Raw genomic sequence first — 26,180 nt, forward strand, 5'->3', positions numbered from 1 at the left:
CCACTTCCTCGCCGCCGGCTGACCCGGAAAAGCCGTGAAGGCCTCCTTACCGGCTCTTATGGCCGGTAAGGAGGCCTTCACGGCTTTCAGGCGGTGGTGCAGGCCTTGCCGTCGAGGCTGATCGTGGTCGGTTTTGCGTTGGTGGTGCCGGAGGTGCCGGTGAAGCCGAACTCTGCGCTGCCGCCCGCCGGGATCGTCATGTTCCACCCCGCGTCGATCGCCGACACCGCCGTGCCGGACTGCGTCACCTGCGCGTTCCAGGCCTGCGTCACGCGCTGGCCGTCGGCGAACGACCAGGTGAGCGTCCACCCGCTGACCGGCACGGTTCCCGTGTTCCCGACCTTCACCCCCGCCTGGAAACCGCCCTGCCACTGGTTCGTGACCGTGTAGGCCGCGGTGCACGACGAAGACGGCACCGGAGTGGTCGTGGTCGTCGGGGGAGAAGTGGTGGTGGTCGTCGTGGGCGGCGGCTGGTCACCGCCGGACTCGCCCACGATCACGCCCCGCCCGTTCGTGCCCACGTACACCCGCCCGTACACCCGCGGATCCCCGCTCAGCGCCGCCCCGATGTTGCCGTACTGGTGCCGGTCGTCGTTGATCCGCGTCCACGACGCACCGGCGTCGTCCGACCGGAAGATCCCGCGCACCCCACCGATCTTCGCGATGGCGTATAACGCCGCATACGTCCGCCCGGGAGCGGCCTTGCCGAACCCGATGTTGTCGGCTTCGGTGACCCCGCTCAGCTTCGTGAAGGACGCTCCGGAGTCGGTCGAGTGCCACAGACCGTACGTCGTGCCGGAGCCGCCGGCCAGCCAGACGTCACCGGTCACGCCCGTCATCGCCTTGAAGTGCACCGAGGTGCTGGGGAGGCCGGTGGCCGTGGTCGCGGTGAACGTCGCGCCGCCGTCGGTGCTGACGTAGAACCGGCCCGCCGCGAACCCGTAGAACCGCTTCGGATCCACGCGGTCGGCCTCGACCACCGCGCCCGCCGGGATGCCGGCCGACGCCGTCCACGACGAGCCGAAGCCCACCGAGTAGCTGACCGCGGTGCCATCCGGGCTCCACACGAAGCGGCTGCCGTCGGTGGCCGCGGCCACCGTCCCGCCGCTCGCGCCGCCGCCCGGTTCGGCGCCCTGGAACCAGTTCTTGCCCCCGTCGGTGGAGAAGGCGATCCGGTTGTCGTTCGGCCGGGCGGTCCGGTCGAGCGTGCCCGTGCGGACGATCGTCGCCGGGTTCAGCTCGGCGTAGTCGAGGCTGGTCGTCGTCGTGAACACCGGCGAGGTGAACATGGTCGGCGGGACGGCGTCGAGGCTGTCGTGCCGGAACCCGCCGATGTCGCCGAGCCCGGTGATCAGCGGCGCACCCGACGGCGGGCTGATCAGGTCCAGCACCGCGGTCTCTTCGAGGCCGCCGACGACCGGCTTGAGCGTGATCTTTCCGCCGCTGTCCCACTTCGTCAGGTCGGAGGTGCCGTAGATGGTCGCGCCGGTGCCGTAGAGCAGGTGGTTCGAGTCGAACGGGTCGATCTCCACCGACTCGGTCATCCAGCCGAGCTTGGGCGAGGGCACCGGCGGAGCGGCCTGGACGCCGAACGTCAGCCACGGCACCGAGGAGATGTCCTGGGTGTAGCGCAGCGATCGGTCGGGGTAGCTCGTGAAGTCCCAGATCCGGGTCCAGGTGGCGCCGCCGTCGGTGCTGCGGAAGAAGATGACGTCCGGCCACCACGACACCTGCGTCGCGACCATCAGCGTGTTCGGGTGCTGCCGGTCGATCGTCAAGCCGCTGAAGCCGAAGTAGTCGTCGGTGCTGTCGGAGGCGATCGGGCTGATCCGCGTCCACACGCCGGTCTTCGTGGCGTACTTCCAGACGTCGCCCTTCGCGCCGTCGTACGGGCCGCCGGTGTCGCTGGTCGCGAGGTAGAGGTAGCCGCCGACCGGGTCGAGGACGCCCTTGTGCGCCAGAAACCCGGTCGGCTGCCCGGCCAGCCGGGCCCACGTCACGCCGCCGTCGGTGCTGCGGTAGACGGTGTTCGCCTTGTCCGCGACGCCGACGTAGATCGTCTGCGTCGTGCTGCCGCGGGTACCGGTCGACGGGTCGAACGTCACCCAGGTGACGCCTTCGTTGTCGCTGGAGTAGCCCGAGGGATCGCTCGGGTCGGGCGCGTAGTTGCCGGGGTTGGGGAAGGCGGTCACCTTCGCCCAGGTGACGCCGGCGTCGGTGCTGCGCCAGAGCCCGTTGCCGCTCGGGGCGCCGAGGTAGAGGACGCTGTCGCGGTTCGGGTCGATGGCGAGCCGCTCGCCCATGCCGCGGCCGGGCATGTTTCCGCCGAGCTTGAACGGCAGCGCCGAGGTCTGCCAGGTCGCGCCGCGGTCGGCCGAGCGCAGGACCGCACCGTTGTTCGGGTCCCAGCTGTTGGTGTACATCCCGGCCGCGACGTAGACGCGGTCCGGGTCCACGGCGTCCGTGGCCAGGCTGACGACGCCGTTGTGGCCCCAGTCGGTCCAGCCGACCGAGTCGAGCAGCGGGAGCCAGCGGCCGGTGGCGGAGTTCCAGCGGTACGCGCCGCCGATGTCGGTGCGGGCGTAGGCGAGGCCGGGTTCGGCCTGGTTGAAGACGATGCCGGGGACGAACCCGCCGCCGCCGATCTCCGCGTTGCGCCACGTGGTGGCGGCGGGGGCGGCGGGGGACGCCGGCGCGGCGGCGACGGTGACCGCGACGGCGGCCGGTACGACGAAGGCGAGCGTGCCCGCCAGTAGTCGTCTCAGTGAACGGGGTTGCGAGCTTCGCACGTCTGCCTCCACGATTCTGGGAGCGCTTCCAGAGGAAGGTAGACCGGCGCTCGGAACCTTGTAAAGGTCCATCGGTAGGGGCTCGGACCAGGGCAAACGGCTTCGACGATTTCGCCTGCCGCTTCTGTCCACAATGGATTTCGTGAACCCCGGACGGGGGCGAGGCGTGTCCATTGTGTACCGGTTCGCGGCCGGAAAGGAGGGTGTGGCGGATGGAGCAGTGTTGTGCGCCAACCGGTATCACATATGTGAACGTCGATCACGTTTCTGAATCGTTACCAACGACTGTCTTGCCCGGCTTTTTCCGGCGTGTGAGTGTGGTGCCGCTGGCTGGACTGGACCTACGAAAGAGGCGACCCGGCAATGACGCAGACAGCCCCGGCGCGGCATATCAGCCGAACCACCTTGTACTTCTTCGGCGCGCTCGGCGGCATCTTGTTCGGCTACGACCTCGGCGTGATCTCCGGAGTGCTCCCGTTCATCGGGAAAGCCTGGTCGCTGACCGCCTGGGACAAGGGCGTGATCACCGCCAGCCTGTCGGTCGGTGCCATCGTGGGTGCGCTGTTCTCCAGCCGCATCAACGAAGCACTCGGCAGGCGGCGCACGATCATGGTCGCCGCGGCGATCGTCATCGTGGGCACGCTCGCGGCGAGCTTCTCGCCGACGTTCGCGCTGCTCGTGATTTCGCGGCTGGTGATCGGCCTCGGCATCGGCCTTTCGTCGTCGACCGTGCCGACGTACTTGTCCGAATTGGCGCCCGCCCGGTTGCGGGGCGCGATGGGCGCGCTGAACCAGATCTTCATCGTGCTCGGCATCCTGATCGCGTTCCTGGTCAGCTACTGGCTCGGCCCGATCTCCGCGTGGCGCTGGATGTTCGCCGGCGCGATCGTGCCCGCCGTGATCCTGCTCGGCGGGCTGGCGTTCCTGCCGGAGACGCCGCGCTGGCTGCTCAAGAACGGCCAGGAGGCGGAAGCCCGGCGGGTCCTGGAGAGCGCGCACGGCAACACCGTGAACCTCGACGAGGAGATCGCGACCATCCGCGAGGTCATCCAGATGGACACCGAGAGCAAGCCGCGCTTCCGCGACCTGTTCTCCGGCTTCGTGCGGCCGATGATGATCGTCGCCGTCCTGCTCGCGGTCGGCCAGCAGTTCAGCGGGGTCAACGCGATCAACGCGTACTTCCCGACGATGCTGATCGGTCTCGGCTTCGCCACGCAGGCCGCGCTGCTGTCCGGCGTGCTGCTGGGCGTCACGAAGTTCCTGTTCACCGCGTGGGTCGTGTTCGTCGTCGACCGCTGGGGCCGCAAGCCGCTGCTGCTCGTCGGCAACGTGATCATGGTGATCACGCTGGTGGCGGCCGGGCTCGTGGTGCTGAACGTCCACGACACCGGCACGCGCGGCATCCTGATGCTGGTGATGATGGTGCTGTACCTGGTCGGCTACGAACTCGGCTGGGGCGCGGTCGTCTGGGTGATGATGGCCGAGGTGTTCCCGCTGAAGTACCGCGCGACGGGCATGGGCCTCAGCAGCGTCATCCTCTGGGCGGCGACGGGCATCGTGAGCGCGGTGTTCCCGCTCATCTCCGCCGTGGGTTCGCTCGGCATCGGCGGGTCGATGTTCCTGTTCGCCGGGATCAACGTGGTGCTGTTCGTGCTCACGAAGTGGCTCGTCCCGGAGACGAAGGGCCGCTCGCTGGAGCAGATCGAGCTCGACCTCCGGGAGCGCCAGGGGGTCGCGGCCAAGAGCTGACCCCGGGGGGTTCTCGGGCGGCGGGGCACGGATTCGTCCGTGCCCCGCCGTAATGGGTTTGCCCCGGCCGCGGCCGGGGCTGCACTGTGCCCGGATGGAGATCCGTGCCACGACCGAGCAGGACCGCGACACCTTCGCGGACACGCTGTACACCGCGTTCGCGCGTTTCCCGGAACCCGGGTCCGGGCTTCTCTCGGCGCTGGAGATGGAGCGGGGCGTGCTGGCGGTGGCGCCGGACGGGCGGCCCGTCGGCACCGCCGCCGCGTACAGCTTCGAGCTGACCCTGCCCGGGGAGATCCTCGTCCCGGTGGCCGGGGTGACCGCGGTCGGCGTCCTGCCTTCGCACCGGCGCCGGGGCGTCCTCAACGCGATGATGCGCCACCAGCTCGCCGACGTCCGGGCGCGGGGCGAGGCCCTGTCCGTGCTGCTGGCCTCGGAGGCCGGGATCTACCGCCGGTTCGGCTACGGACCGGCGACCTACACCGAGCGCCTGACGGTGTCCCGCCACCAGGCCGCGTTCGCGCCCCCGCGCGCGGGGGCAGCGGCCGCGCCCGGCTCGATCGAGGTGCTGCGGCGGGCCGGCTGCGGCGACGTCCTGGAAGACGTCTACGACCGGTACCGCCGCGCCCAGCCCGGGGCGCTGTCCCGGCCGCACCGCTGGTGGGCCGGGGGCGCGGGGCAGCCACCGGTCTCCCCGGCGCCGCGGTACGTCGCCGTCCACCGGGACGAAGACGGCGTCGCGGACGGGTACGCGAGCTACTCGGTGGAATCCGGCACGTTGACGGTCGACGAGACGATCACGGCCGACATGACCGACACTGCCGTCGCGACGGCGTTGGCCCGGTTCGCGCTCGAGCACGACCTGGTCACTCAGGTGGTGTTCAAGCACTGCCCACCCGGGCACCCGCTGCGCTGGCAGTTCGCGGACTTCCGCGCCGGCCAGGCCGGGGACGAGACCGACTGGCTGTGGGTGCGGTTGCTGGACATCCCGCGCGCGCTGACGGCACGCGGCTGGGAGGTCGACGGCGAGCTGGTCCTCGACGTCGACGACCCGTTCCTCGGCGAGCGGGGGCGTTACCTGCTGACGGTCCGGGACGGCAAGGCCGAGTGCGGCTCGACGAACCGGGAGCCCGACCTGTCGCTGGACGTGAGCGACCTGGGTTCGCTCTACCTCGGCGGCCTCGCCCCGAGCACGCTCGTGCGGGCCGGGCACATCCGCGCCCACCACCCGGCCGCGACGGCGCTCGCCGACGCGCTCTTCCGCGCCGAGCGCGCGCCGCACTGCCTGCACTGGTTCTGAGGACGGCCTCAGCGCGCGGAGGCGGTGACGAGCCCGAGCTTGCCGGCCAGCCGGCCGATCCAGGCCTCGACCTCCTCCGGTGCCCGGTCCGGTAACCCGAAGATCGTCTCGGTCACGCCGAGGGAATCCAGGTGCGCCAACCGGTCCGGGTCCGGTCGTTCGCCGAGCGCGCAGATCCGCGGCGCGCCCGGCCGGCCCTCGGCGGCCCAGATCTCCTTCAGCAGAGCCACGTGCCCGTCCAGGTCGGAGTCCGCCGGGGTCGTGATCCAGCCGTCCGTGTGGCGGGCGATCCAGCGGAACGTCTTCTCCGTCGGGCCCGCGCCGAGCAGCACCGGGATGTGCGCCTGGACCGGCTTCGGCCACGCCCAGCTCGGGCCGAACGAGACGAACTCCCCGTCGTAAGCGGCTTCTTCGGACGTCCACAGTGCATTCATCGCTTCGAGGTACTCGCGCAGCGCCGTGCGGCGGCGGTTGCCCGGGACGCCGTGGTCGGTCAGCTCGTCGACGTTCCAGCCGAAGCCGGTGCCGAGCGTGACGCGGCCGCCGGAGAGGTGGTCCAGGCTCGCGATCGTCTTGGCCAGCGTGATCGGGTCGCTCTCCACCGGCAGGGCGACCGCCGTGGACAGCCGGATCCGCGACGTCACCGCGGCCGCCGTCGCCAGCGCCACCCACGGGTCCAGCGTGCGGCTGTAGCGGTCGTCGGGCAGGGACGCGTCGCCGGTGCGCGGGTGCGGTGACTCGCGCTTGACCGGGATGTGCGTGTGCTCGGGCACGTAGAAGGTGGCGAACCCCGCGGCTTCCGCGGCGCGCGCCGCCGAGGCCGGGGTGATGCCGCGGTCGCTGGTGAACAGCACGATTCCGTAGTCCACGCGAGGAGCGTATTAGAACGTGTTTCAGTTTTCAAGGCCGCCGGCCAGTACGAAAAGTATTCACGGCGAACGCGGAGAGTAACATTGCGGCGCGCTCGAACGATGATCGAGGCGACCCCGGCTGCGCAGGCGGGGAGCAGAGCGCCGGCGCGCGACGCGTCAGGGTGGACAGGCCCGGGAATGACACGAGGCGGAGGCAGGGGTGGACCCAGCAATCCATTGTGGACTCACGGTGTCCCAGTCAGTGGACGCACCGGCGGGACGGGTTGGCGTGCGTATGCCCGTTTCCAGTACCGTGGACCACAGGTCGAGAGGCGCTGCAACGGACCGCCGGGTCCGCCACGCTCGACCGGGATCCACCGATCAAGGGCGCCTCCCGGATGAGGGAGGCTGCCGGTGAACCCGATCACCCCGCGAGAAACCCCCAGCGAACCCGAAGCCACCGCGCGCCTGCGCGAGCTGCTCGGGCAGCGGGTGGCGGTGCTCGACGGCGCCTGGGGCACCATGCTGCAGGGCGCCGGGCTGACCCCGGCCGACTACCGCGGCGACCGCTTCGGCGAGCACACCCACGACGTCACCGGCGACCCCGACCTGCTCAACCTCACCCGCCCGGACGTCATCCTCGACGTGCACCGCCAGTACCTCGCGGCCGGCGCGGACATCACCACGACGAACACCTTCACCGCCACCAGCATCGGCCAGGCCGACTACGGGCTGCAGGACCACGTCCACGAGATGAACGTCCGCGGCGCGCAGCTGGCCCGCCAGGCCGCCGACGAGCTGGGCGGAAAGTTCGTCGCGGGCTCGATCGGCCCGCTGAACGTCACGCTCAGCCTCTCGCCCAAGGTCGACGACCCGGCGTACCGCGCGGTGACGTTCGAGCAGGTCAAGGCCGCGTACGCGGAGCAGATCGCCGCGCTCGCCGAAGGCGGCGTCGACCTGCTGATGATCGAGACGATCTTCGACACGCTCAACTGCAAGGCCGCCATCGCCGCCGCCCGCGACGTCGCGCCGCACCTGCCGCTGTGGATCTCCGTCACCATCGTCGACCTGAGCGGCCGGACGCTCTCGGGCCAGACCGTCGAGGCGTTCTGGAGCTCGATCGAGCACGCGAAGCCGCTGGTCGTCGGCGTCAACTGCTCGCTCGGCGCCGAGGAGATGCGCCCGCACGTCGAGGAGCTGTCGCGGATCGCCGGCACCTACGTCGCCTGCCACCCGAACGCCGGCCTGCCCAACGCCTTCGGCGGCTACGACCAGACACCGGAGGAGACCGCCGGGCTGATCGGCGGGTTCGCCCGCGACGGCCTGGTCAACCTGGTCGGCGGCTGCTGCGGCACGAGCCCGGCGCACATCGCGAAGATCGCCGCCGCGGCGAAGGGCGTCACGCCTCGCGAGGTGCCCGAGCCGCGCACGCACACGCGGTTCAGCGGGCTCGAGCCGTTCGGCATCGGCGCCGACACCGGCTTCGTGATGATCGGCGAGCGCACCAACGTCACCGGCTCCAAGCGGTTCCGGCGGCTCATCGAGTCCGACGACCACCAGGGCGCGGTCGACGTCGCGCTGGAGCAGGTCCGCGGCGGGGCCAACCTGCTCGACGTCAACATGGACGCCGACCTGCTCGAGTCCGAGGAGGCGATGACGACGTTCCTCAACCTCATCGCCACCGAGCCCGAGGTGGCCCGGATCCCGGTGATGGTCGACAGCTCCAAGTGGAGCGTGCTCGAAGCCGGCCTGCGCTGCCTGCAGGGCAAGGGCGTCGTCAACTCGATCAGCCTCAAGGAGGGCGAGGAGCCGTTCCTCGCCCAGGCCCGCGTCATCCGCAACTACGGCGCCGGCGTCGTCGTGATGGCTTTCGACGAGCAGGGCCAGGCCGACACCGCCGACCGCAAGGTGGACATCTGCGGCCGCGCGTACGACCTGCTCACGCAGAAGGCCGGGTTCGCGGGTGAGGACATCATCTTCGACCCGAACGTCCTCGCCGTCGCCACCGGTATCGCCGAGCACAACGGCTACGCGAAGGCCTTCATCGACGCGCTGCCGCGGATCAAGGAGCGCTGCCCGGGTGCCCGCACCAGCGGCGGCATCTCGAACCTGTCGTTCTCCTTCCGCGGCAACGACATCGTCCGCGAAGCGATGCATTCCGCGTTCCTCTACTACGCCGTGGCCGCCGGGCTCGACATGGGCATCGTCAACGCCGGCCAGCTCGCCGTCTACCAGGACATCCCCGCGGACCTGCTGGAACTGGTCGAGGACGTGCTCTTCGACCGCCGTGAGGACGCCACCGACCGGCTCGTGAGCTTCGCCGAGAACGTCAAGGGCAGCGGCACCAAGCGCGTCGTCGACCTGTCCTGGCGCGAAGGCACCGTGGAGGAGCGGCTCTCGCACGCGCTCGTCCACGGCATCGTCGACTTCATCGAGGAAGACACCGAAGAGGCGCGCCAGGTCAAGGCCCGGCCCCTCGAGGTGATCGAAGGTCCGCTGATGGACGGCATGAAGATCGTCGGCGACCTGTTCGGCTCCGGCAAGATGTTCCTGCCGCAGGTGGTCAAGAGCGCCCGCGTGATGAAGCGCTCGGTCGCCTACCTCGAGCCGTTCATGGAGGCCGAGAAGGAGGAAGCCCGGCTGGCCGGCCGCGCGGAGGTGTCGAACGGGCAGGGCAAGGTCGTGCTCGCCACGGTCAAGGGCGACGTCCACGACATCGGCAAGAACATCGTCGGCGTGGTGCTCGGCTGCAACAACTACGAGGTGATCGACCTCGGGGTGATGGTGCCGGCCGCGAAGATCCTCGACGTCGCCGTCACCGAAGGCGCCGACGCCGTCGGGCTGTCCGGGCTGATCACGCCGTCGCTGGACGAGATGGTCAACGTGGCCACCGAGATGCAGCGGCGCGGGCTGAAGATGCCGCTGCTGATCGGCGGCGCGACGACGTCCCGCCAGCACACCGCCGTGCGCATCGCGCCCGCGTACGACAACGCGACCGTGCACGTCCTCGACGCGTCGCGGGTGGTCGGCGTCGTGTCCGATCTGCTCGACCCGGACCGCTCGATCGTGCTGGCCGAGCAGAACCGCGCCGACCAGGAAGTGCTGCGCGAGCAGCATGCGAACAAGCAGCGCCGTCCGATGCTCACCCTGGAGCAGGCCCGCGCGAACCCGGAGAAGGTGTCGTTCGCCGACCTGCCGACGCCGGTGTTCACCGGCGTCCGCGTCGAAGAGCCGAGCATCGCCGCGCTGCGCGAGATGGTCGACTGGCAGTTCCTGTTCCTGGCCTGGGAGCTCAAGGGCAAGTACCCGGCGATCCTGGAGCAGCCGGTCGCGCGCGAGCTGTTCGACGACGCGAACACGCTGCTGGACGAGATCATCGCGGACGGCAGCTTCACCGCGAAGGGCGCGTACGCGTACTGGCCGGCCCACTCGGAGGGTGACGACATCCGCCTCGACGGCGAGTTCTCGCACGTCCGGTTCCCGATGCTGCGGCAGCAGACGTCGAAGCCGATGGACCGGGCGAACCGCTGTCTCGCCGACTACGTCGCCCCCGAAGGCGACCACCTCGGTGGCTTCGCGGTCGCCATCCACGGCGCCGAACAGCTCGCTGCCCGCTACGAGGCCGAACAGGACGACTACCGCGCGATCATGGTCAAGGCGCTGGCCGACCGGCTCGCCGAAGCCTTCGCCGAGTACATCCACCTGAAGGCCCGCCGTGACTGGTTCGAGCCGGACGCCGAGCCGAAGCTGGCGGATCTGCACGCGGAGCGCTTCCGCGGCATCCGCCCGGCACTGGGCTATCCGGCCAGCCCGGACCACAGCCAGAAGCGCGAGCTGTTCGAACTCCTGGAAGCCGACGAGCTGGGCATGGCCCTGACCGAGTCGTTCGCCATGACGCCGGCGGCGAGCGTGTCCGGGCTGATCTTCGCCCACCCGGAATCGAAGTACTTCACCGTCGGCAGGCTCGGCCGCGACCAGATCGAGGACTACGCGCGCCGCAAGGGCGTCGAGCGGGCCGAGGTCGAGCAGTGGCTGCGGCCCAACCTGGCCTACGAGCCCGAGGCGTAGTCCTTCAGCTCGATGTCGGTGGCGAAGTCGTCGGTCATCTTGAGCATCATGCGGAGCAGGAAGCGGGACTTGAACGTCCAGTCCCGCAGCTTGATCCGCAGCCGGGACGGCGGCGCGAGGAACGGGCCCGCGCTGGCGCGCTGCGAGACCTTCGCGTAGGTGCGGAGCTGCTCTTCGTAGCGGGCGAAGGCGACGCGGTGGTCGCCGTTCGCCTTGAGGAGCTCGCCGGCGAGCACGTACGCGCCGACGATCGCCAGGCCGGTGCCGAAGCCGCCGAGGGTGTTGCCGTAGGCGGCGTCGCCGAGCAGGACTACGCGGCCGCGCGAGTAGTGGTCGATCGTGACGCGGGCGAGCGAGTCGAGGTAGAACTCGCGGGCCTGCGGCAGCTTCTCGATCAGCTCGGGTACCCGCCAGCCGGCGTCGCCGTAGGCGGCGGCCACCAGCTTCCGCTGGGTGCCGGTGTCGGTGCGGTCGTAGTCCAGCTCCGGCGAGGAGAAGACGAAGAACGCCGACGCCTTCGGCCCGCCGACCGCGGCCATCCGGCCCGGCTCGTTGTACATCACGGCCTCACCGTCGGCTACCTGCCGGCCCAGCTCGGCCAGGGCGTAGTAGTGGCCGAGGAAGTGGACGTAGTCGCCTTCCGGGCCGAAGGCCAGCCGCCGGACGTTCGAGTGGATGCCGTCGGCGCCGACGACGAGGTCGAACCGGCGCGGGGCGGCGTTGTCGAAGGTGACGTCGACGCCGTCGGCCGTCTCGGTCAGCGAGGTGATGGTGTCGCCGAAGAGGTACTCGCAGTGCGGGGCGGTGCGTTCGTACAGGAGGTCGGCCAGGTCGCCGCGGCGGATCTCGATCTCGCCGCCGGTGAACTCGCCGGGGATCACCGCCTGGGGCCGTCCGTCGGCGTCGACGATCGTCTGGTCGGTGCCGCCGGTCTGGTGGGCCAGGACGTCGTCGAGGATGCCCATCCGCTCCAGCACGGTCCGGTGGGTGGCGCCCTTGAAGTCGACGGCCTGGCCGCCCGGGCGCACCGACGGGGCCCGTTCGACGACGGTGACGGTGCAGCCGTAGCGGGACAGCCAGAGGGCGAGGGCGGGGCCGGCGATGCTGGCGCCGGAGATCAGGACGCTGAGGTTCTTCATGCCGCAGAGCTTCGCCGGGCGGGCTTACCGATCCCTGGCGAAGCGCTGACGGCCGCCGTCAGCGACGGTCGCGAACGGACCGCGCGCGGACCGTGACGGCGGAAAATTCCCGGCCGTGACCAGGGCTTTCCCGCCGGTTTTCCCACGTTGACCCCGGCCGGTCGCGCGGGCACCATTTCCCGGGGGGAGAGGGGGCGGCGATGCTGGACAGCGAGACGCGACCGGCCACTGCGCTCGGCGAGCTGCTGTGCAACGGGGAGCGCGCACTCGAGGCCGACGGCGACCTGCGCGCCGGCCGGGAGTGGTTCGACCGGGCGTACCGGGCCGCGGAGGCCGAGTGCGACGGGGCGGGGATGGCGCGCGCCGCGCTGGGCATGGGCGGGTTGTGGGTGCACGAACACCGGAGCGCGCCGGCGGCGGCGTTGCTGCAGGCGCGGCTGCGCAGCGCGCGGACCGCCGTCGACCCGGGGTCGTCGCTGGCCCTGCGGCTCAAGGCCCGGCTCGCGGGCGAGGCCGACTACGTGGCGGGGGAGAGCAACGAGATCCTCGCCGTGCTCGAAGAGGCCAAGCGCGCGGGCGACCCGGTCGCCTGGGTCGAGGCCGCGAGCCTGGCCCACCACTGCCTGCTCGGGCCCGACCACGGCGGCCAGCGCCGCGCGCTCGCGCAGGAGCTGATCACCGAGGGCTTCCGCACCGGGCGGCGCAGCGACCTGCTGATGGGCCTGCTTTGGCGCACGGTCGACCTCTTCCTCGACGGCGACCCGCACGCGCAGCGCGGGCTCGCCGACCTGCGGGGCCTGCTGGCCGAACGCGATCACCTCGCGGTCGGGTTCGTGCTCGACGCGATCGACGTCATGCTCAGCATCCGCGCCGGCCGGTTCGCCGAGGCCGAGGCGCGCGCGGCGGCTTGCGCGTTGCGCGGCGAGCAGGCCGGGGACGCCGACGCGATCGGCTGGTACACCGCGCAGCTCGGCGCCATCCGGTGGTTCCAGGGCCGCGTCGGCGAGCTGCTGTCGGTGCTGCGGGAGACGGTGCATTCGCCGACGCTCAGCGCGGTGGACAACGCGTTCGTCGCCGGGCTGGCCGTCGCCGCCGCTTCGGCCGGGGACGAGCGCGAGGCGGCCGGCGCGCTGGCCCGGCTGCGCGGGCGCGACCTCGCGTTGCTGCCGCGGTCGAGCAGCTGGCTCGTGTCGATGTACGGGATCGTCGAGTCGGCCTACCTGCTCTCGGACGTCGAATCCGCGCTCGCCGCGTACGCACTGCTCACGCCGTTCGCCCGGCTGCCGATGATGGGCAGCCTCGCCGTCGCGTGCTTCGGCTCGGCGCAGCACGCGCTGGGCGTGGCGATGCTGACCGCGGGCGAGACCGAGCGCGCCATCGAGCACTTCCGGGCGGCGGTGCGCGACAACCTCGCGCTGGCCCACTGGCCGGCCGCGGCGCTGTCCCGCGCCCGGCTCGCGCAGGCGCTCGGACCCGGCTCGGCCGAAGCCGGGCGTGAACTGGCCGCGGCCACGCGCGAGGCCGAGCAGCTCGGGATGGTGCTGCCCGGCTTCGCGGTCCGCGTCGCGGACCGGCGGGTCACGTGCCGGCGTCAGGGCAGCCACTGGCACTTCGCCCTGGACGGGCGGTCCGCCGTGGTCGAGCACAGCGTCGGCATGGGCTACCTGGCGACGCTGCTGGACAACCCGGGCCACGAGCTGACCGCGGTCGAGCTGGCGCACGGGGTGGTGGCCGAGGCGACGTCCCCGCAGCCGATGCTCGACCAGGCGGCGACCGCGCACTACCGGCGCTGGCTCGCGAACCTCGAGGCCGAGCTCGACGAGCACGAGGCCAACCACGACGCCGGCCGCGCGGAGAAGGTGCGCACCGAACGCGACTGGCTGCTGGGCGAGCTGTCGGCCGCCGCGGGGCTGGCGGGCCGGGTCCGCGAGTTCGCAGGCGCGGAGGAGAAGGCGCGGATCGCGGTGGGCAAGGCGATCCGCCGCGCGCTGACCCGCATCGCGGCGGCGGACGCGGTGATCGGCGACGTCCTGCGCGACGGCGTGCACACCGGCACCCGCTGCTCCTACGACCCCGGCTGAACTGACATGAACGACTCTTTCATGTCATCTGGCGACATGAAAGAGTCGTTCATGACGTTCGCCGGGGCCTACTCGACCGCGCCGTTCTGGGTCAGCAGCGTCTGGTACCAGGCGTCGTACGGGTGGTTCGTCGCCGGGTAGTTCGCCAGGGGCGTCGTCGCGTCGCCCGCCGAGTCGAAGTCCCAGCCGCGGACCAGCTTGCCCGACTGGCGGGCCGAGGTGATGAACGCCGACTCCGTCGCGGGCGCCCCGTAGAACAGCGCGCCCTGCTGGAGCTCCGCGCTGTCGCCCTGCTGGAACTCGTCGAACGCGACCTGCCGGTAGCGGATCCGGTCGCCGGTGACGCTCGCGGTGTCCACGCGCAGGGTGTTCGACGGCGTCGGGCCGTCGGCGCCGGTCCACACCCGCGCCCGCCGGGTGCCGTTGGCGGCGGTGTCCTTGGCGAACCGCGCGTCGGACGTCTTGGCGTTGCCGGTCCACGAGACCGTCGTGGCCGAAAGAGCGCCGTTCCAGCTCCAGTTCTGGCTGCCGCTCTGGCTCTGGTGGATCTCCCGCAGGTGCGTCGCGTCGGTGAAGGCGACCGTCGGCTGGACGCCGTTGTCGTACTGGTGGCTGGCCTGCCAGGTGATCTCGCCGTCGGAGCCGAGCTTGCCGACGTGGTACCAGAGCGTGCTCGCGCCCGGCGACTGGTGGACCTCGACGAGGTCGCCGTTGTCGTTGAGCGCGACGGCGGGCGTCTGGCCGCTGTCGTACGTCCCGTGCCGCAGCCAGGTGACGCGGCCGTCGGCGCCGTAGGTGCCGGTCCAGTACCAAAGCGCGCCGCCGCCGGAATCGTGCACCTCGACGACCTGGCCGCGCCCGTTCAGCGCGACGGCCGGGTGGTAGCCGACGTCCCGCTTGTACTCGCCGCGGCTGGTGCCGTCGCCGGACAGCAGCGGCAGCACGCGCCCGCGCAGCGCGTCCACGGTCGGCGAGCCGGCCGGGTAGTCCTGCGCCCGCAGCAGCCGGGCGCCGAACACCGACTCCAGCTCCTGGTTGACGGCGACGAGGTTGCCGGCCGCGAAGTTCGCGTTGTCGGTCAGGTTGTCCTTGAGGTCGAGCATGACGACGATCGGTGCGGCCGCCGGGTGCGCCGCCGACCACGTGTTGACCGTGGACAGCCAGTCGCGCAGGTTGTTCGACGCGGGGTTGCCGCCGCTGTGGTCGACGGCGTTGCCGGGCGAGTCGTGCCCGACGCCGTAGTCGTGGCTCGTGGCGTAGCCGTTGTCGTGGATGTCGTACTCGATGAACCGGACGCCGTGGTCGAGCTGGTAGGCGATCGAGTTCTTCGCGCCGTCGACGCTGCCCGAGTAGCTGTTGTGCGTGGCGCGGAAGACCGAGCCGGTGAACGGCGGGCTCGCCGCTTCGGCTGTTCCGCCGGTCAGCAGCGCGGCGGTCGTCAAAGCCGTGACGGCCAGTGCGGGCAGTCGGGTCATCCTCGGGGTCCTCACGTCGGGAGCGGGGCGGTCCCATCCTGGCCCGCGCCGCGCGACCGCGGGTGGAACGCCGTGGAACACGGGTGGAACGCCTAGAAGGCGACAGCTGGACGTTCGAGGGAGGAAACGCCATGACCCAGACCGGTGGACCCCAGTACCCGGACCCGGCGCGGCCGGTGCCGCCGCAGGCCGGGATGCCCGGCCCGCCGCCGCAGCAGCCGGCCGCGCCGAAGAAGTCGAAGCGGCGGCAGAAGATCGTGCTCACCGTGTTCCTGATCGTCGTCGCCGCGATCCTCGCCCTGGTCTGGGTGGCCACCCGGTCCAACGGCGAGAACGCCCAGGTCGGCAACTGCGTCACCGAAAGCGGCGAGAACTACGTGAAGATCGTCGACTGCGGGACGCCCGAAGCGACGCTCAAGGTCGTCGCGCGCGTCGAGGACAAGACGCAGATCGAGGCGCAGATCAGCGCGTGCACCCCGTACCCGGACGCCGACCAGGTGTTCTGGCAGGGCAAGGAGGGCGAGACCGGCGTCGTGCTCTGCCTGGCGAAGACCGGCAAGTAGCCCGATGGCGGGCGGGAAGTTCTCGTTCACCGGCTCCGGCGAGGTGCGGGTCTGCAGCGGCGGGCGCACGCTCGCCGCGGCGGGTGACGTGATCGTGATCGGTGACCGGATCTTCCGGCTGGCCGAGGTGGACCGGGTCGCCTACCACGCGGCGGCCCGGCCGCACCAGGCCAGCTACGCGCTGGGCCTGGCCCGCGGGCCGATGCGGAGCCGGTTCGTGTTCGACGCCTTCCGCGGCGGCAGCGAGCTCGAGGACGCGCGCGAGACGTGGCGGCGGCTGGTCGAGCTCGTCGAATCGGCGGCCTGCCCGCGGATCGCGCGCGCCGCGGTCGACTCGATCACGGCTGGCGCCACCGTGCGGTTCGGCGGGGGTGGCCACCCGCGGATCGACGCGGACGCCGAAGGGCTGCGGCGTCGGCGGTGGTTCGCGCCGAAGGTGCCGTGGGCCGGCGTGCTCGGCACCGACCTGCGTGCCGGCCAGGTGCGCGTGTGGACCGGCGGGCCGGAGCCGGAGCTGGTCGCCGCCATGGCCGGCTGGAACGCGGTGGTCCTGCCGCGCGTCATAGGAATGATGGTGGCAACGGAAAAAGAATCACCGGAAAACCGATGATCACGATATCCCGGTAACCACCGGTAAATGCTCACGGAATGCGAGATCGACTGTCCGTTGTGTCGCTTTTGCGGCACCGTTCGTCGATTTATGCCAAATCGCCGCGCGGATTCGGTACTTGGCCGGGGCGTGCGTAGTCATTATCCGAGGAACGAGTGTGCGCGGGCACCGGAACGCTCGTGAGGGGTTGGGGAGGCAGTGGGTGTGGCGAACGACTGGCCGCTGGTCGGCCGCGAACAGGAGCTGGCGTTCGCGCGCCGGGCGCTGGCCGATCCCGAGGTGTGCGGGCTGCTGCTGACCGGCCGCGCCGGTGCCGGCAAGACCCGGCTGGCCAAGGTGCTGCTGGCCGAGCTGGCCGGCGGTGGGGCGCGCACGCACTGGGTGCGCGCGATGTCCTCGGCTTCGACGATCCCGTTCGGCGCCTTCGCGCACCTCCTGCCCGGCAGCGCGGACGGCACGGGGGACCGTGCGCACCGGCTCAACCAGGTCGCCGGGCACCTCACCCGCGGTGCGGAGGGGCGCCGGCTGGTGCTCTGCGTCGACGACGCGCACCTGCTCGACGACCTGTCCGCGACCCTGGTGCACCAGCTGGCCGCGACGGCGTCGGCGTTCGTGCTCGTGATCGCGCCGCACGGGGTGAGCGTGCCCGGCCCGGTCTTCGCGATGTGGAAGGACCGCGTCGCCGAGCGCCTCGACGTCGGCGAGCTGACGCGCCCGCGGACCACCGAGCTGATCACCGCGGTGCTCGGCGGGCGGCTCGACGACGGCGCGGAGGACCGGCTTTGGCACCTGACCCTGGGTAACCCGCTGTTCCTGCGTGAGCTCCTGCAGGGCGGCCTCGACAGCGGCTCGCTGTCGGCCGAGGACGGCGTCTGGCGGTGGACCGGGGCCCTGATGGCGACCCCGCGGCTGGTGGAGCTGATCGAAATCCGCACCGACCGGGTCGACGCCGACGAACGGCGGCTGCTGGAGCTGCTCGCCTTCGGGGAGCCGCTGGGCAGCGAACCGCTGGTGCGCCTCGGGGCCGGGCACGTGCTCGCCTCGACCGAGCAGGCCGGGCTGGTCGTCTCCGAACGGACCGGGCGGCGGCTGAACGTCCGCCTCGCGCACCCGCTCTACGCCGACGTGATCCGGCGCCGGACGTCGCCGCTGCGCCAGCGCGACACCTACCGGATCCTCGCCCAGACCCTGGACCTCACCGGCGCGCGACGCGCCGAGGACAAGCCGCGGCTGGTGCGGTGGCGCCTCGCCGCCGGGCTGCCGACCGACCCGCAACTGGTGCGCGCCGCGGCGGAGACGTTGCTGCGCAAGAACTTCCCGCAGGCCGAGCAGCTGGCGGCCGAAGCCGTCCGGATGAACGGTGGTTTCGGCGCGAAGTTCCTGCTCGCCCAGGTCCGGGTCGCCGGCGGCCGGCACGCCGACGCCGGCTCGCTGCTTTCCGAGCTCGCGGGCGAAACGGTGTCGGACGCGCAGCACGCCCGCGTCGCGGCGACCCGGGCGCGGAACCTGGCATTCGGCCTGAACCGGTTCGACGAAGCTTCCGCGGTCTTGGACACGGCCGAGACGGCGGTGTCGGGGACTCTCGACGACCTCGTGACCGCCCGGGCGGCCCTGCGGGCGGCGGCGGGTGCGGCGCGTGAGGCTCTGGACCTGCTCGGGCCGGTGCTGGACCGCAACCGCCGCGGCGACGCGCTCCGGCTCGCGGCGCTGGTGGTCGCGGCCGGGGCACTGGCGTCGACCGGGCGGACGGAGGCGTGTCTGGGCGTCGTCGACGAGGGATTGGAGATCGCGTCACGGATCTCGGACGCGTCCGCGCCCGGGGCGCGGGTCCGGCTGGAGCACGCCCGGATCGTCGCGCTGTGCCGGGCGGGCCGGCTCGAGGAGGCCGAAGACCGGGCCGGTGACGACTACCGCGACGCCGTCCGGGACCGGTGGGGGCCGGCGGTCGCGGGCGCGGCGGCGTCCCTCGGGACGGTCGCCCTCGCCTACGGCAACGTCCGCGGGGCGATCCGCTGGCTGCGAGAGGCCCTCGCCGCGGACGCGCACGACCAGCCGTACGAGTTCCGCCCCGCGGTCGCCGCGGCGCTGGTGCGGGCGACGGCGATGAGCGGACGGGTGGCGGAGCCACTCGGCGACTGGGACGGCGCGTGGGTGGCCGCGGCGCGGGGCGAGCTGTCCCGGGCGTTGGTGCTGGGTGCGTCCGCCGCGTCGGCCGCTTCGGAAGACGGCAGGCTCGCGGTCGCCGCCGAGATCCGGCACGACCTGGTGAGATTCGGCGCCTCGCCCGGGGAAATCCCCGCCGCGGGCGGGATGGCGGAGCTGTACGCGGCACACGCCGCGGCCGTCTCGGACGCTTCGGCGTTGGACGCGGTTGCGTTGTCCTTCGCCGACGCGGGTGCCCGGCTGCTGGCCGCGGAGGCCTCGGCCCAGGCGGCACGGATATATCGCGCGGAGGGCAAGAACGGCAGCGCGGCGATGTCGGCCCAGCGCGCGCGGGCGTGGCTGGCGTCCTGTGAGGACGCTGCGACGCCGGCGCTTTCCTCGCTGGACACGCCGTTGGACCTGACGGTCCGCGAACTGGAGATCGCCCGCTTGGTGGCGACGGGCTTGACGAGCCGCGCGGTCGCGGACCGGCTCGTGGTTTCGGTGCGCACGGTCGACAACGTGCTGCACGGCGTTTACGCGAAGCTGGGTATTTCCGGGCGGCGTGAGCTGGCTTCGGTGGTAGGCCCGCTCGCCTCGGGGAGTAGTCCCGGCGACGGCCCATAGGTAGTCCTGGGGTGGGGTCGTGCGGAAGCCGAGTAGGCCGCTACTCATGACCCGGGCGCCTTCCGGCCCAAGACTGGAGGACAACGGAGGGGCGTGGGCTTCACCGATCCGAATGTCAGGAGTGCACAGGATGACGACTTCATCGGGGAATCAGTTCAACGAGCAGGCCTCCACGGGTGGCGGCGGCGGGGACATTTTCCAGAACGAGCAGGGTTCGGGTGGCCGGGGTGGGGACCAGTTCAACGAGCAGGCTTCGACTGGTGGTGGCCGTGGGGACATTTTCCAGAACGAGCAAGGTTCCGGCCGCGGCGGGGACCAGTTCAACGAGCAGGCTTCGACTGGTGGTGGCCGTGGGGACATTTTCCAGAACGAGCAAGGTTCCGGCCGCGGCGGGAACCAGTTCAACGAGCAGGCCTCCGCCGGCCACCACGGTGACGTGTTCCAGAACGAGCAGGGCTCGGGTGGTCACGGCGGCAATCAGTTCAACGAGCAGGCCTCGACCGGCGGCGGCGTGGGCGACATTTTCCAGAACGAGCAGGGTTCCGGTGGCCACGGCGGGAACCAGTTCAACGAGCAGGCCTCCACGGGCGGCGGTCGCGGTGACATCTTCCAGAACGAGCAGGGCTCGGGCGGCCATGGCGGCAATCAGTTCAACGAGCAGGCCTCGACCGGTGGCCGCGGCGGCGACATCTTCCAGAACCAGCAGGGTTCCGGGGGCCACGGCGGGAACCAGTTCAACGAGCAGGCCTCCACGGGCGGTCACGGGAGCATCTTCCAGAACGAGCAGGGCTCGGGTGGCCACGGTGGCAATCAGTTCAACGAGCAGGCCTCCACAGGCGGTCACGGCAACATCTTCCAGAACGAACAGGGCCAAGGCCACGGTGGCAACCAGTTCAACGAGCAGGCCTCCACGGGCGGCCACGGCAACATCTTCCAGAACGAACAGGGCCAAGGCCACGGCGGCGACCAGTTCAACGAGCAGGCGTCCGGCGGGCACCACGGCCACGAGAGCCACGAACACGAGCACCACCACCACCACGGCGGTGGGCACGACCACGACCACCACGCCGACCACCACCACGACGTCGAGCACTACTGAGCCGGCACCGGCCAGTAGACACTGAGGAGCGGTCATGCAGGAGCCGAGCGGCGGGGGGCACATCGCCCTCGACACCCTCGACCTCGCCGTCAAGGGAGCGAAGGCCTACGGGCGGGACGATCTCGTCCAGCGCCTCACCGACGCCCGGCGCCTGCTGTCCGAGCCCGACGTCACCGTGTACGTCGTCGGGGAGTTCAAGCAGGGCAAGAGTTCTCTCATCAACGCCCTGCTGACCGCGAAGATCTGCCCGGTCGACGACGACATCGCGACCGCGGTGCCGACCGTCGTCCGGTTCGCGCCGGAGTCCGGGGCTCTGGCGACCTACGAGCCGGCCGACCCGTCGTCGCCGCCGTGGACCGAGCGGATCTCCCTCGAAGACCTGCCGACCCACGTCAGCGAGGCCGGGAACCCGGGTAACGTCCGCAAGCTCAAATCCGTCACCGCGTCGATCAGCCGCCAGCTGCTTTCCGGCGGGCTGGTGCTGGTCGACACCCCCGGCGTCGGCGGCCTCGGCTCGCTGCACAACGCCGTCACCGTCAGCTCCCTCCCGAGGGCGCACGCCGTCCTCTTCCTCTCCGACGCCTCGCAAGAGCTGACCGCCGCCGAGCTGCGGTTCCTCCGCACCGTCAAGGAACTCTGCCCGAGCGTCTTCTTCGTCCTCACCAAGATCGACCTCTACCCGCAGTGGCGGCGCATCCTCGAGCTCAACGCCGGCCACCTCGAAGCGTGCGGGATCGCCATCGACACCGTCGCCGTCTCCTCGGAGCTGCGCACCGTCGCGGCGCACTCGGCCGATCAGGAGCTGAACGTCGAATCCGGCTTCCCGCAGCTGGTCAAGCGCCTGCAGGGCGTGGTCGGCGACGCCGAACGGTCCGCGCTGAACGCCGTGGGCCTGCACGTCGGGTCCGCGGTCGGCCAGCTGCACGCCGCCCTGCGCGCCCGCCGCACCGCGCTCGCCCACCCCGAGCAGTCCGCCGCGCTGGTCGCGGAACTCACCCGGGTCAACGACCGCGTCGACGCGCTGCGCAGCCAGTCCGCGAAGTGGCAGCAACTGCTCTTCGACGGCTTCGCCGACATCTCGTCCGATGTGGACTACGACCTGCGCGCCCGTTCCCGTGGTGTGCTGCACGAGGCCGAAGAGGCCGTCGAAGAGGGCGACCCCGCCAAGAACTGGGCCGAGTTCGAGAAGTGGCTGCGCCAGCGCCTCGCGAACGAGACGCTCGAGAACTACGCGACCTTCATCAAGCAGGCCCGCGGACTCGCGTCCCGCGTCGCCGAGCACTTCGAGCTCGCCGAGGCCCAGGCCGTGCTGCCGCGCGAAGTGCAGGCGCCGGTCCAGGTCGTCGAAGAGATCGACATCGACTCGTCGTTCACCGGCGTCAAGACCCGCGGCACCACCGGGATGGCCGCGTTCCAGAAGGCCTACAGCGGTTTCCTCATGTTCTCCATGCTCACGAAGATGGCCGCGCTGGCCATCCCCACGCCGTTCGGGGTCGCGGCCGGCCTGCTCATGGGCCGCTCCGGCTTCATGGACGAACGCAAGCGGCAGCTGGAAAAGCGCCGCGGCCTGGCCAAGACCGCCGTGCGCCGGTTCGTCGACGAGTTCAACCTCCAGGTCGGGAAGGACTCCCGCGACGCGATGCGGACCGTCCAAAGAGAACTCCGCGACGCCTACAGCGCGCGCGTCGAAGAACTGCAGCGGTCCCTGACCGAAGCACTGGCGAACGCGAAGAAGGCGGTCGTCGACGACGACGCCGAGACGGGCGAGCTGAACCGCCTGGAGGCCGACATCGAAGCCCTCGAAGTGCTCGGCCGCCGCGCCGACGAGCTCCTCCTGCGCAGTGCGCCCAAGCCCGTCCCGGCGGTGACGCGATGACCCCGCTCTACGTCCAGGTCCGCGGGTTCGTCGCCCGTGCGTGCGCCGGGTACGCCGGCACGCCGGCCGAGCCGCAGCTGCGGCAGATCGCCGGCCGGCTGGCCGAACCGCTGCGCGTCGCCATCGCCGGGCGGGTCAAGGCCGGCAAGTCCACGCTGCTCAACGCGCTCGTCGGCCAGGAGCTGGCGGCGACCGACGCGGGGGAGTGCACCCGCGTCGTCACCTGGTACCGCAACGGCCCGACCTACCGGATCATGCTGCACCCGGTCCGGGGGATCCCGCGCCAGCTGCCGTTCGGGCGCCTGTCCGGCACCCTCGGGCTCGAGCTCGGCATGGCGCCCGGCGACGTCGACCGGCTCGTCGTCGACTGGCCGTCGCCGGCGCTGCGCGTGCTGACGCTGATCGACACACCCGGGCTGGGCTCGGCGCGCTCGGAAGTCTCCGGCCGCACCGAAGCGGCGCTGGTCCCCGAGGGCGACGGCGTCGGCACCGCGGACGCCGTGGTGTACCTGATGCGCCACGTCCACGGCGACGACGTCCGGTTCCTCGACGCCTTCCACGACGACCCGGCGCAGCGGCGCCCGGTGAACACGATCGGCGTGCTGTCGCGGGCCGACGAGGTCGGGCACGCCCGTACCGACGCGCTCGACTCGGCGGCGAAGATCGCCGACCGCTACGCCCGGGATTCCCGCGTCCGGGGGCTCTGCCAGACCGTGGTCCCGGTGGCCGGCCTGCTGGCCAGCTCCGCCGCGTCGCTGAAGGAGTCCGAGTACCGCGCGTTCCGGTTGCTGGCCGCCGCCCCGGAGGTGGCGGTGGCGCGGCTGCTGACGTCGGCCGACCGGCTCGCCCGCGCGGAGTCCGAAGTGGACGTTCCGGCGGCGGAGCGCGCGGAGCTGCTGGGCCGCTACGGCCTGTTCGGCGTCCGGCTGGCGGTCGAGCTGACCCGCGGCGGCCTGGTGACCGGCGCGCGGGCGCTCTCGGGCGAGCTGCTGGCCCGCAGCGGCCTGCACCGGCTGCGGTCCCTGCTGACCACCCAGTTCGCCGCGCGGGCCGACGTGCTCAAGGCGCGCTCGGCCCTGCAGGCCGTGGAACACGTGCTGCGCGCCTACCCGGATCGCACCGGCGGGCTGCTGCACGAATGGGAGCGGATCGTCGCGGGAGCGCACGAGTTCGCCGAGATCCAGCTGATCGACTCGATCCGGCTCGGCGTCGTGCTCTTCACCACCGACGAGGCCCGCGACGCGGAACGGCTGCTCGGCGCGGCCGGGGTGGACGTGCCGAGCCGGCTGAACCTGCCGGGCGACGCGGGCCGCGCCGCGGTCCGGCAGGCGCTCGGCGCGCAGCTGCTGAGGTGGCAGCGGCGCGCCGAGCACCCGGCGTCCCCGCGCGACGTCCGCGACGCGGCCCGCGTGCTCGTGCGCACCTGCGAAGGAATCCTGCTCAGCGAAGCCCGGGCGGAGGTCTTGTCGTGAACGAACTGCCGAAGAAGATCAAGCGGGCGGCCGCGGCCGTCGCCGGTGCCGTCGCGTCGGAGGTGGCCGGCAACGCGCTCACGCCCGGATCGCCCGGCACGTCGGCGCCCCCGCCGCAGCCGGAACCGGCCGCCGCGGAGGCCCCGCACGACGCCCCCGCGCACGAGTACGTTCCCCAGGTCGAGACCAGCACCGTCACCCGGGGCGAGGACGGCTCCGTCGAGGCGCGGACCGGCACGGTCTGGCACCCGGAAACCGCGGACGGCACGCCCCTGGAGGACCTGCCGACCGTCGAGGAGTTCGAGCAGATCGACGTCCGCGAGGACGAGTTCGGCAACTTCATCATCGACGCGACCGAGCGGTTCGTGGTGCACACCAACGGCCGTGACGAGGTCTACGTGGACCACCAGCACATCGTCGTGCCCGGCGACGGGACCCCGGGCGACACGGACATCGACATCGTCCAGGACGCCGACATCGTGATCCACGAGAACCCGGACGGCACGATCACGGTGGAGCACGAGGGTTCGCTGACCTACGAGCTCACGCCCGACGCGCCGGGGCACGGCGACATCGAGGTGTTCCAGGAGGAGACGGTCGTCCTCGACGAGGCCGAGACGGGCCCGCCGGGGATCGACGTCGAGGTCGGCGTGGACGAGCAGGCCACGGCCGAGGACCCCTTCGGCGAGCCGGCCGGGCCGGCCATCCACCAGATCGAGGTGATCACCGACAAGGGCCGCGGGGCCACCGTGATCGCGTCGGTCACGGCTCCGGCGCCGTCGCTGCCCGGACCGCCGTCCCCGCCGGCCGTCACCTTCGCCCGTCAGCCGTCCACGGTGGACACGGCGCCGGCGGCGGTCGAGACCACGCTGGCGGCATCGGCCTCGCTCGCCGACCACCCCGCCGCCCGGCACAGCTTCGCCACCGAACGCGCACCGGCGCACCACGACGCCGGCGAGGTCACCGGCTCGCGGCCGCACCCGCCGGCGGAGGAGAGACCCCCGTTCGAGCCGCCGCGGCAGCACGAGCCCGAGGCGCACGGCGTTCCGGACGAACCGCCGCCGGAGCCGCACGACGGACCGCCGCCGCCACCGGAACCACCCGGTCCGCCGGCGCACGAAGAGCACGAAGACCACCTCGAGGAACCGGAGCCGGTTCCCGGCGAACACCCGACTTTCGATCACGCGCACACCGCCGGCGGAGGCTGACATGGGCTACGGACTGGGCATCGACCTCGGCACGACCTTCACGGCCGCCGCCGTCGACAGCGCCGGCCACGTCGAAATGGTGACGCTCGGCGACCGCACGGCGGCCATCCCGTCGGTGGTGCTGCTGCGGGCCGACGGCGGCGTGCTGGTCGGGGACGCCGCGAGCCGGCGCGCGGCCGTCGAGCCGGACCGCGTGGCGCGGGAGTTCAAGCGGCGGCTGGGCGATCCGACGCCGGTGCTGCTCGGCGGCGCGCCGCATTCGGTGGCGTCGCTGATGGCGCACCTGCTCGGGTACGTGGTGCGGACGGTCGCCGGGCAACAGGGCGGCCGGCCGGACCGGATCACGCTCACGCACCCGGCGAACTGGGGACCGTACAAGCGGGAGCTGTTCGAGCAGGTGCCGCGGCTGACCGGGATCGACCAGGTCGGCCTGATCACCGAGCCCGAAGCGGCGGCGGCGCACTACGCGGCCCAGGAGCGGCTGGACGACGGCGCCGTCGTCGCGGTGTACGACCTCGGCGGCGGGACGTTCGACGCGACCGTGCTCCGCAAGCGCGGCAACGGCTTCGAGATCCTCGGCACGCCGGAGGGCATCGAAGGCCTCGGTGGCGTCGACTTCGACGAAGCGGTGTTCGGGCACGTCGACCGGGCGCTCGACGGGAAGCTGTCGCAGATCGACCCGGACGACCCGGGCGCGGTGGCCGCGGTCGTGCGGCTGCGTCAGGAATGCGTGCTGGCGAAGGAAGCCCTTTCGGCCGACACCGAGACGGCTGTGCCGGTGCTGCTGCCGTCGGTGCAGACGGAGGTGCGGCTGACCCGCGGCGAGTTCGAGGAGATGATCCGCCCGTCGATCGCCGCGACGATCGGCTCGCTGCACCGGGCGCTGCGCTCGGCGAACCTCCGGCCGGCCGACCTCGGGGCGGTGCTGCTGGTCGGCGGCTCGTCGCGGATCCCGCTGGTGTCCCAGCTGGTTTCGGCGGAGCTGGGCCGTCCGACGGCCGTCGACATCCATCCGAAGTACGGGGTCGCGCTGGGGGCGGCGGCGCTGGCGTCGGGCCGGTCGGGGCTGGTCCAGGCGACGCGTTCGCAGCCGGCGCTCCGGCCGGTGCCGCCGCCGGCCCCGGTCCCGCG

At 71.9% G+C, this 26,180-nt stretch carries 16 protein-coding genes and 1 riboswitch; of the genes, 11 read left to right on the plus strand and 5 right to left on the minus strand.

All coding sequences use genetic code 11. The features are described 5' to 3' along the window. Positions 1 to 86 precede the first annotated feature (86 nt). Positions 87 to 2,789 (minus strand): cellulose binding domain-containing protein, encoded by a 2,703-nt coding sequence (locus AB0N03_RS50080; protein ID WP_364388226.1) that lies wholly within the window; start codon positions 2,787 to 2,789, stop codon positions 87 to 89. A gap of 363 nt (positions 2,790 to 3,152) precedes the next feature. On the opposite strand from AB0N03_RS50080, the gene AB0N03_RS50085 reads away from it, so the two are divergent. Beyond that, positions 3,153 to 4,538, plus strand: a complete 1,386-nt coding sequence (locus tag AB0N03_RS50085) for a sugar porter family MFS transporter (RefSeq protein ID WP_364388228.1) — start codon at positions 3,153 to 3,155, stop codon at positions 4,536 to 4,538. Between the two features lie 94 nt (positions 4,539 to 4,632). Continuing rightward, positions 4,633 to 5,838, plus strand: a complete 1,206-nt coding sequence (locus AB0N03_RS50090; protein ID WP_364388230.1) for a GNAT family N-acetyltransferase — start codon at positions 4,633 to 4,635, stop codon at positions 5,836 to 5,838. A gap of 8 nt (positions 5,839 to 5,846) precedes the next feature. On the opposite strand, the gene AB0N03_RS50095 is transcribed toward AB0N03_RS50090, so the two are convergent. Next, positions 5,847 to 6,707 carry a TIGR03619 family F420-dependent LLM class oxidoreductase gene (locus tag AB0N03_RS50095; RefSeq protein ID WP_364388232.1) on the minus strand — a complete coding sequence of 287 codons (861 nt, stop codon included), beginning with the start codon at positions 6,705 to 6,707 and terminating at the stop codon, positions 5,847 to 5,849. Between the two features lie 303 nt (positions 6,708 to 7,010). Next, a riboswitch (S-adenosyl-L-homocysteine riboswitch) is annotated at positions 7,011 to 7,089 on the plus strand. 14 nt (positions 7,090 to 7,103) lie between these two features. Between AB0N03_RS50095 and metH the strand changes: the two genes are divergently transcribed. Beyond that, positions 7,104 to 10,757: a methionine synthase gene (gene metH / locus AB0N03_RS50100; protein WP_364388234.1), complete on the plus strand. Its 3,654-nt coding sequence runs from the start codon at positions 7,104 to 7,106 to the stop codon at positions 10,755 to 10,757. Here metH and AB0N03_RS50105 read toward each other — a convergent pair. Then, complete coding sequence (locus tag AB0N03_RS50105) at positions 10,739 to 11,896, minus strand: FAD-dependent monooxygenase (RefSeq protein ID WP_364388236.1); 1,158 nt, start codon at positions 11,894 to 11,896, stop codon at positions 10,739 to 10,741. The two genes, metH and AB0N03_RS50105, sit on opposite strands and share 19 nt — an antisense overlap. A 200-nt stretch (positions 11,897 to 12,096) precedes the next feature. Between AB0N03_RS50105 and AB0N03_RS50110 the strand changes: the two genes are divergently transcribed. After that, positions 12,097 to 13,977, plus strand: coding sequence for a hypothetical protein (locus AB0N03_RS50110; protein ID WP_364388238.1), 1,881 nt, complete (start codon positions 12,097 to 12,099; stop codon positions 13,975 to 13,977). Positions 13,978 to 14,045: 68 nt separating this feature from the next. Here AB0N03_RS50110 and AB0N03_RS50115 read toward each other — a convergent pair whose 3' ends face one another. Further along, a complete protein-coding gene (locus AB0N03_RS50115) occupies positions 14,046 to 15,452 on the minus strand; it encodes a hypothetical protein (RefSeq protein WP_364388240.1) in 1,407 nt (468 codons plus the stop codon). Between the two features lie 131 nt (positions 15,453 to 15,583). Between AB0N03_RS50115 and AB0N03_RS50120 the strand changes: the two genes are divergently transcribed. The 3 genes from AB0N03_RS50120 to AB0N03_RS50130 all read left to right on the plus strand — a co-directional run bounded on the left by AB0N03_RS50120 (position 15,584) and on the right by AB0N03_RS50130 (position 19,394). Then, complete coding sequence (locus tag AB0N03_RS50120) at positions 15,584 to 16,015, plus strand: hypothetical protein (protein WP_364388242.1); 432 nt, start codon at positions 15,584 to 15,586, stop codon at positions 16,013 to 16,015. Between the two features lie 4 nt (positions 16,016 to 16,019). Beyond that, entirely contained in the window at positions 16,020 to 16,625 is a 606-nt protein-coding gene (locus AB0N03_RS50125) for a hypothetical protein (protein ID WP_364388244.1), read from the plus strand. 204 nt (positions 16,626 to 16,829) lie between these two features. Then, positions 16,830 to 19,394, plus strand: a complete 2,565-nt coding sequence (locus tag AB0N03_RS50130; RefSeq protein ID WP_364388246.1) for an AAA family ATPase — start codon at positions 16,830 to 16,832, stop codon at positions 19,392 to 19,394. Positions 19,395 to 19,533: 139 nt separating this feature from the next. On the opposite strand, the gene AB0N03_RS50135 is transcribed toward AB0N03_RS50130, so the two are convergent. Beyond that, positions 19,534 to 20,487: a hypothetical protein gene (locus AB0N03_RS50135; RefSeq protein ID WP_364388248.1), complete on the minus strand. Its 954-nt coding sequence runs from the start codon at positions 20,485 to 20,487 to the stop codon at positions 19,534 to 19,536. Between the two features lie 40 nt (positions 20,488 to 20,527). On the opposite strand from AB0N03_RS50135, the gene AB0N03_RS50140 reads away from it, so the two are divergent. The 4 genes from AB0N03_RS50140 to AB0N03_RS50155 all read left to right on the plus strand — a co-directional run. Continuing rightward, a complete protein-coding gene (locus AB0N03_RS50140; protein WP_364388250.1) occupies positions 20,528 to 22,369 on the plus strand; it encodes a dynamin family protein in 1,842 nt (613 codons plus the stop codon). Beyond that, the gene (locus AB0N03_RS50145; RefSeq protein ID WP_364388252.1) at positions 22,366 to 23,841 is read left to right on the plus strand and encodes a dynamin family protein; all 1,476 of its coding nucleotides are present in this window, start codon (positions 22,366 to 22,368) and stop codon (positions 23,839 to 23,841) included. The genes AB0N03_RS50140 and AB0N03_RS50145 overlap by 4 nt, the downstream gene beginning before the upstream one ends. Continuing rightward, positions 23,838 to 25,049: a hypothetical protein gene (locus AB0N03_RS50150; protein ID WP_364388254.1), complete on the plus strand. Its 1,212-nt coding sequence runs from the start codon at positions 23,838 to 23,840 to the stop codon at positions 25,047 to 25,049. Before AB0N03_RS50145 ends, AB0N03_RS50150 begins: the two co-directional genes overlap by 4 nt. A gap of 1 nt (position 25,050) precedes the next feature. Then, the coding region (locus tag AB0N03_RS50155; protein WP_364388255.1) for an Hsp70 family protein at positions 25,051 to 26,180 on the plus strand (1,130 nt) is incomplete at its 3' end.

This window comes from Amycolatopsis sp. NPDC051061 (assembly GCF_040682935.1).
In the GTDB taxonomy this organism is placed as follows: Bacteria; Actinomycetota; Actinomycetes; order Mycobacteriales; family Pseudonocardiaceae; genus Amycolatopsis.

Coding starts and splice junctions, on each gene's coding strand:
- AB0N03_RS50085 (WP_364388228.1), top strand. CDS start 3,153: ATGACGCAGACAGCCCCGGCGCGGCATATCAGCCGAACCACCTTGTAC.
- AB0N03_RS50090 (WP_364388230.1), top strand. CDS start 4,633: ATGGAGATCCGTGCCACGACCGAGCAGGACCGCGACACCTTCGCGGAC.
- AB0N03_RS50105 (WP_364388236.1), bottom strand. CDS start 11,896: ATGAAGAACCTCAGCGTCCTGATCTCCGGCGCCAGCATCGCCGGCCCC.
- AB0N03_RS50110 (WP_364388238.1), top strand. CDS start 12,097: ATGCTGGACAGCGAGACGCGACCGGCCACTGCGCTCGGCGAGCTGCTG.
- AB0N03_RS50115 (WP_364388240.1), bottom strand. CDS start 15,452: ATGACCCGACTGCCCGCACTGGCCGTCACGGCTTTGACGACCGCCGCG.
- AB0N03_RS50120 (WP_364388242.1), top strand. CDS start 15,584: ATGACCCAGACCGGTGGACCCCAGTACCCGGACCCGGCGCGGCCGGTG.
- AB0N03_RS50125 (WP_364388244.1), top strand. CDS start 16,020: ATGGCGGGCGGGAAGTTCTCGTTCACCGGCTCCGGCGAGGTGCGGGTC.
- AB0N03_RS50140 (WP_364388250.1), top strand. CDS start 20,528: ATGCAGGAGCCGAGCGGCGGGGGGCACATCGCCCTCGACACCCTCGAC.
- AB0N03_RS50145 (WP_364388252.1), top strand. CDS start 22,366: ATGACCCCGCTCTACGTCCAGGTCCGCGGGTTCGTCGCCCGTGCGTGC.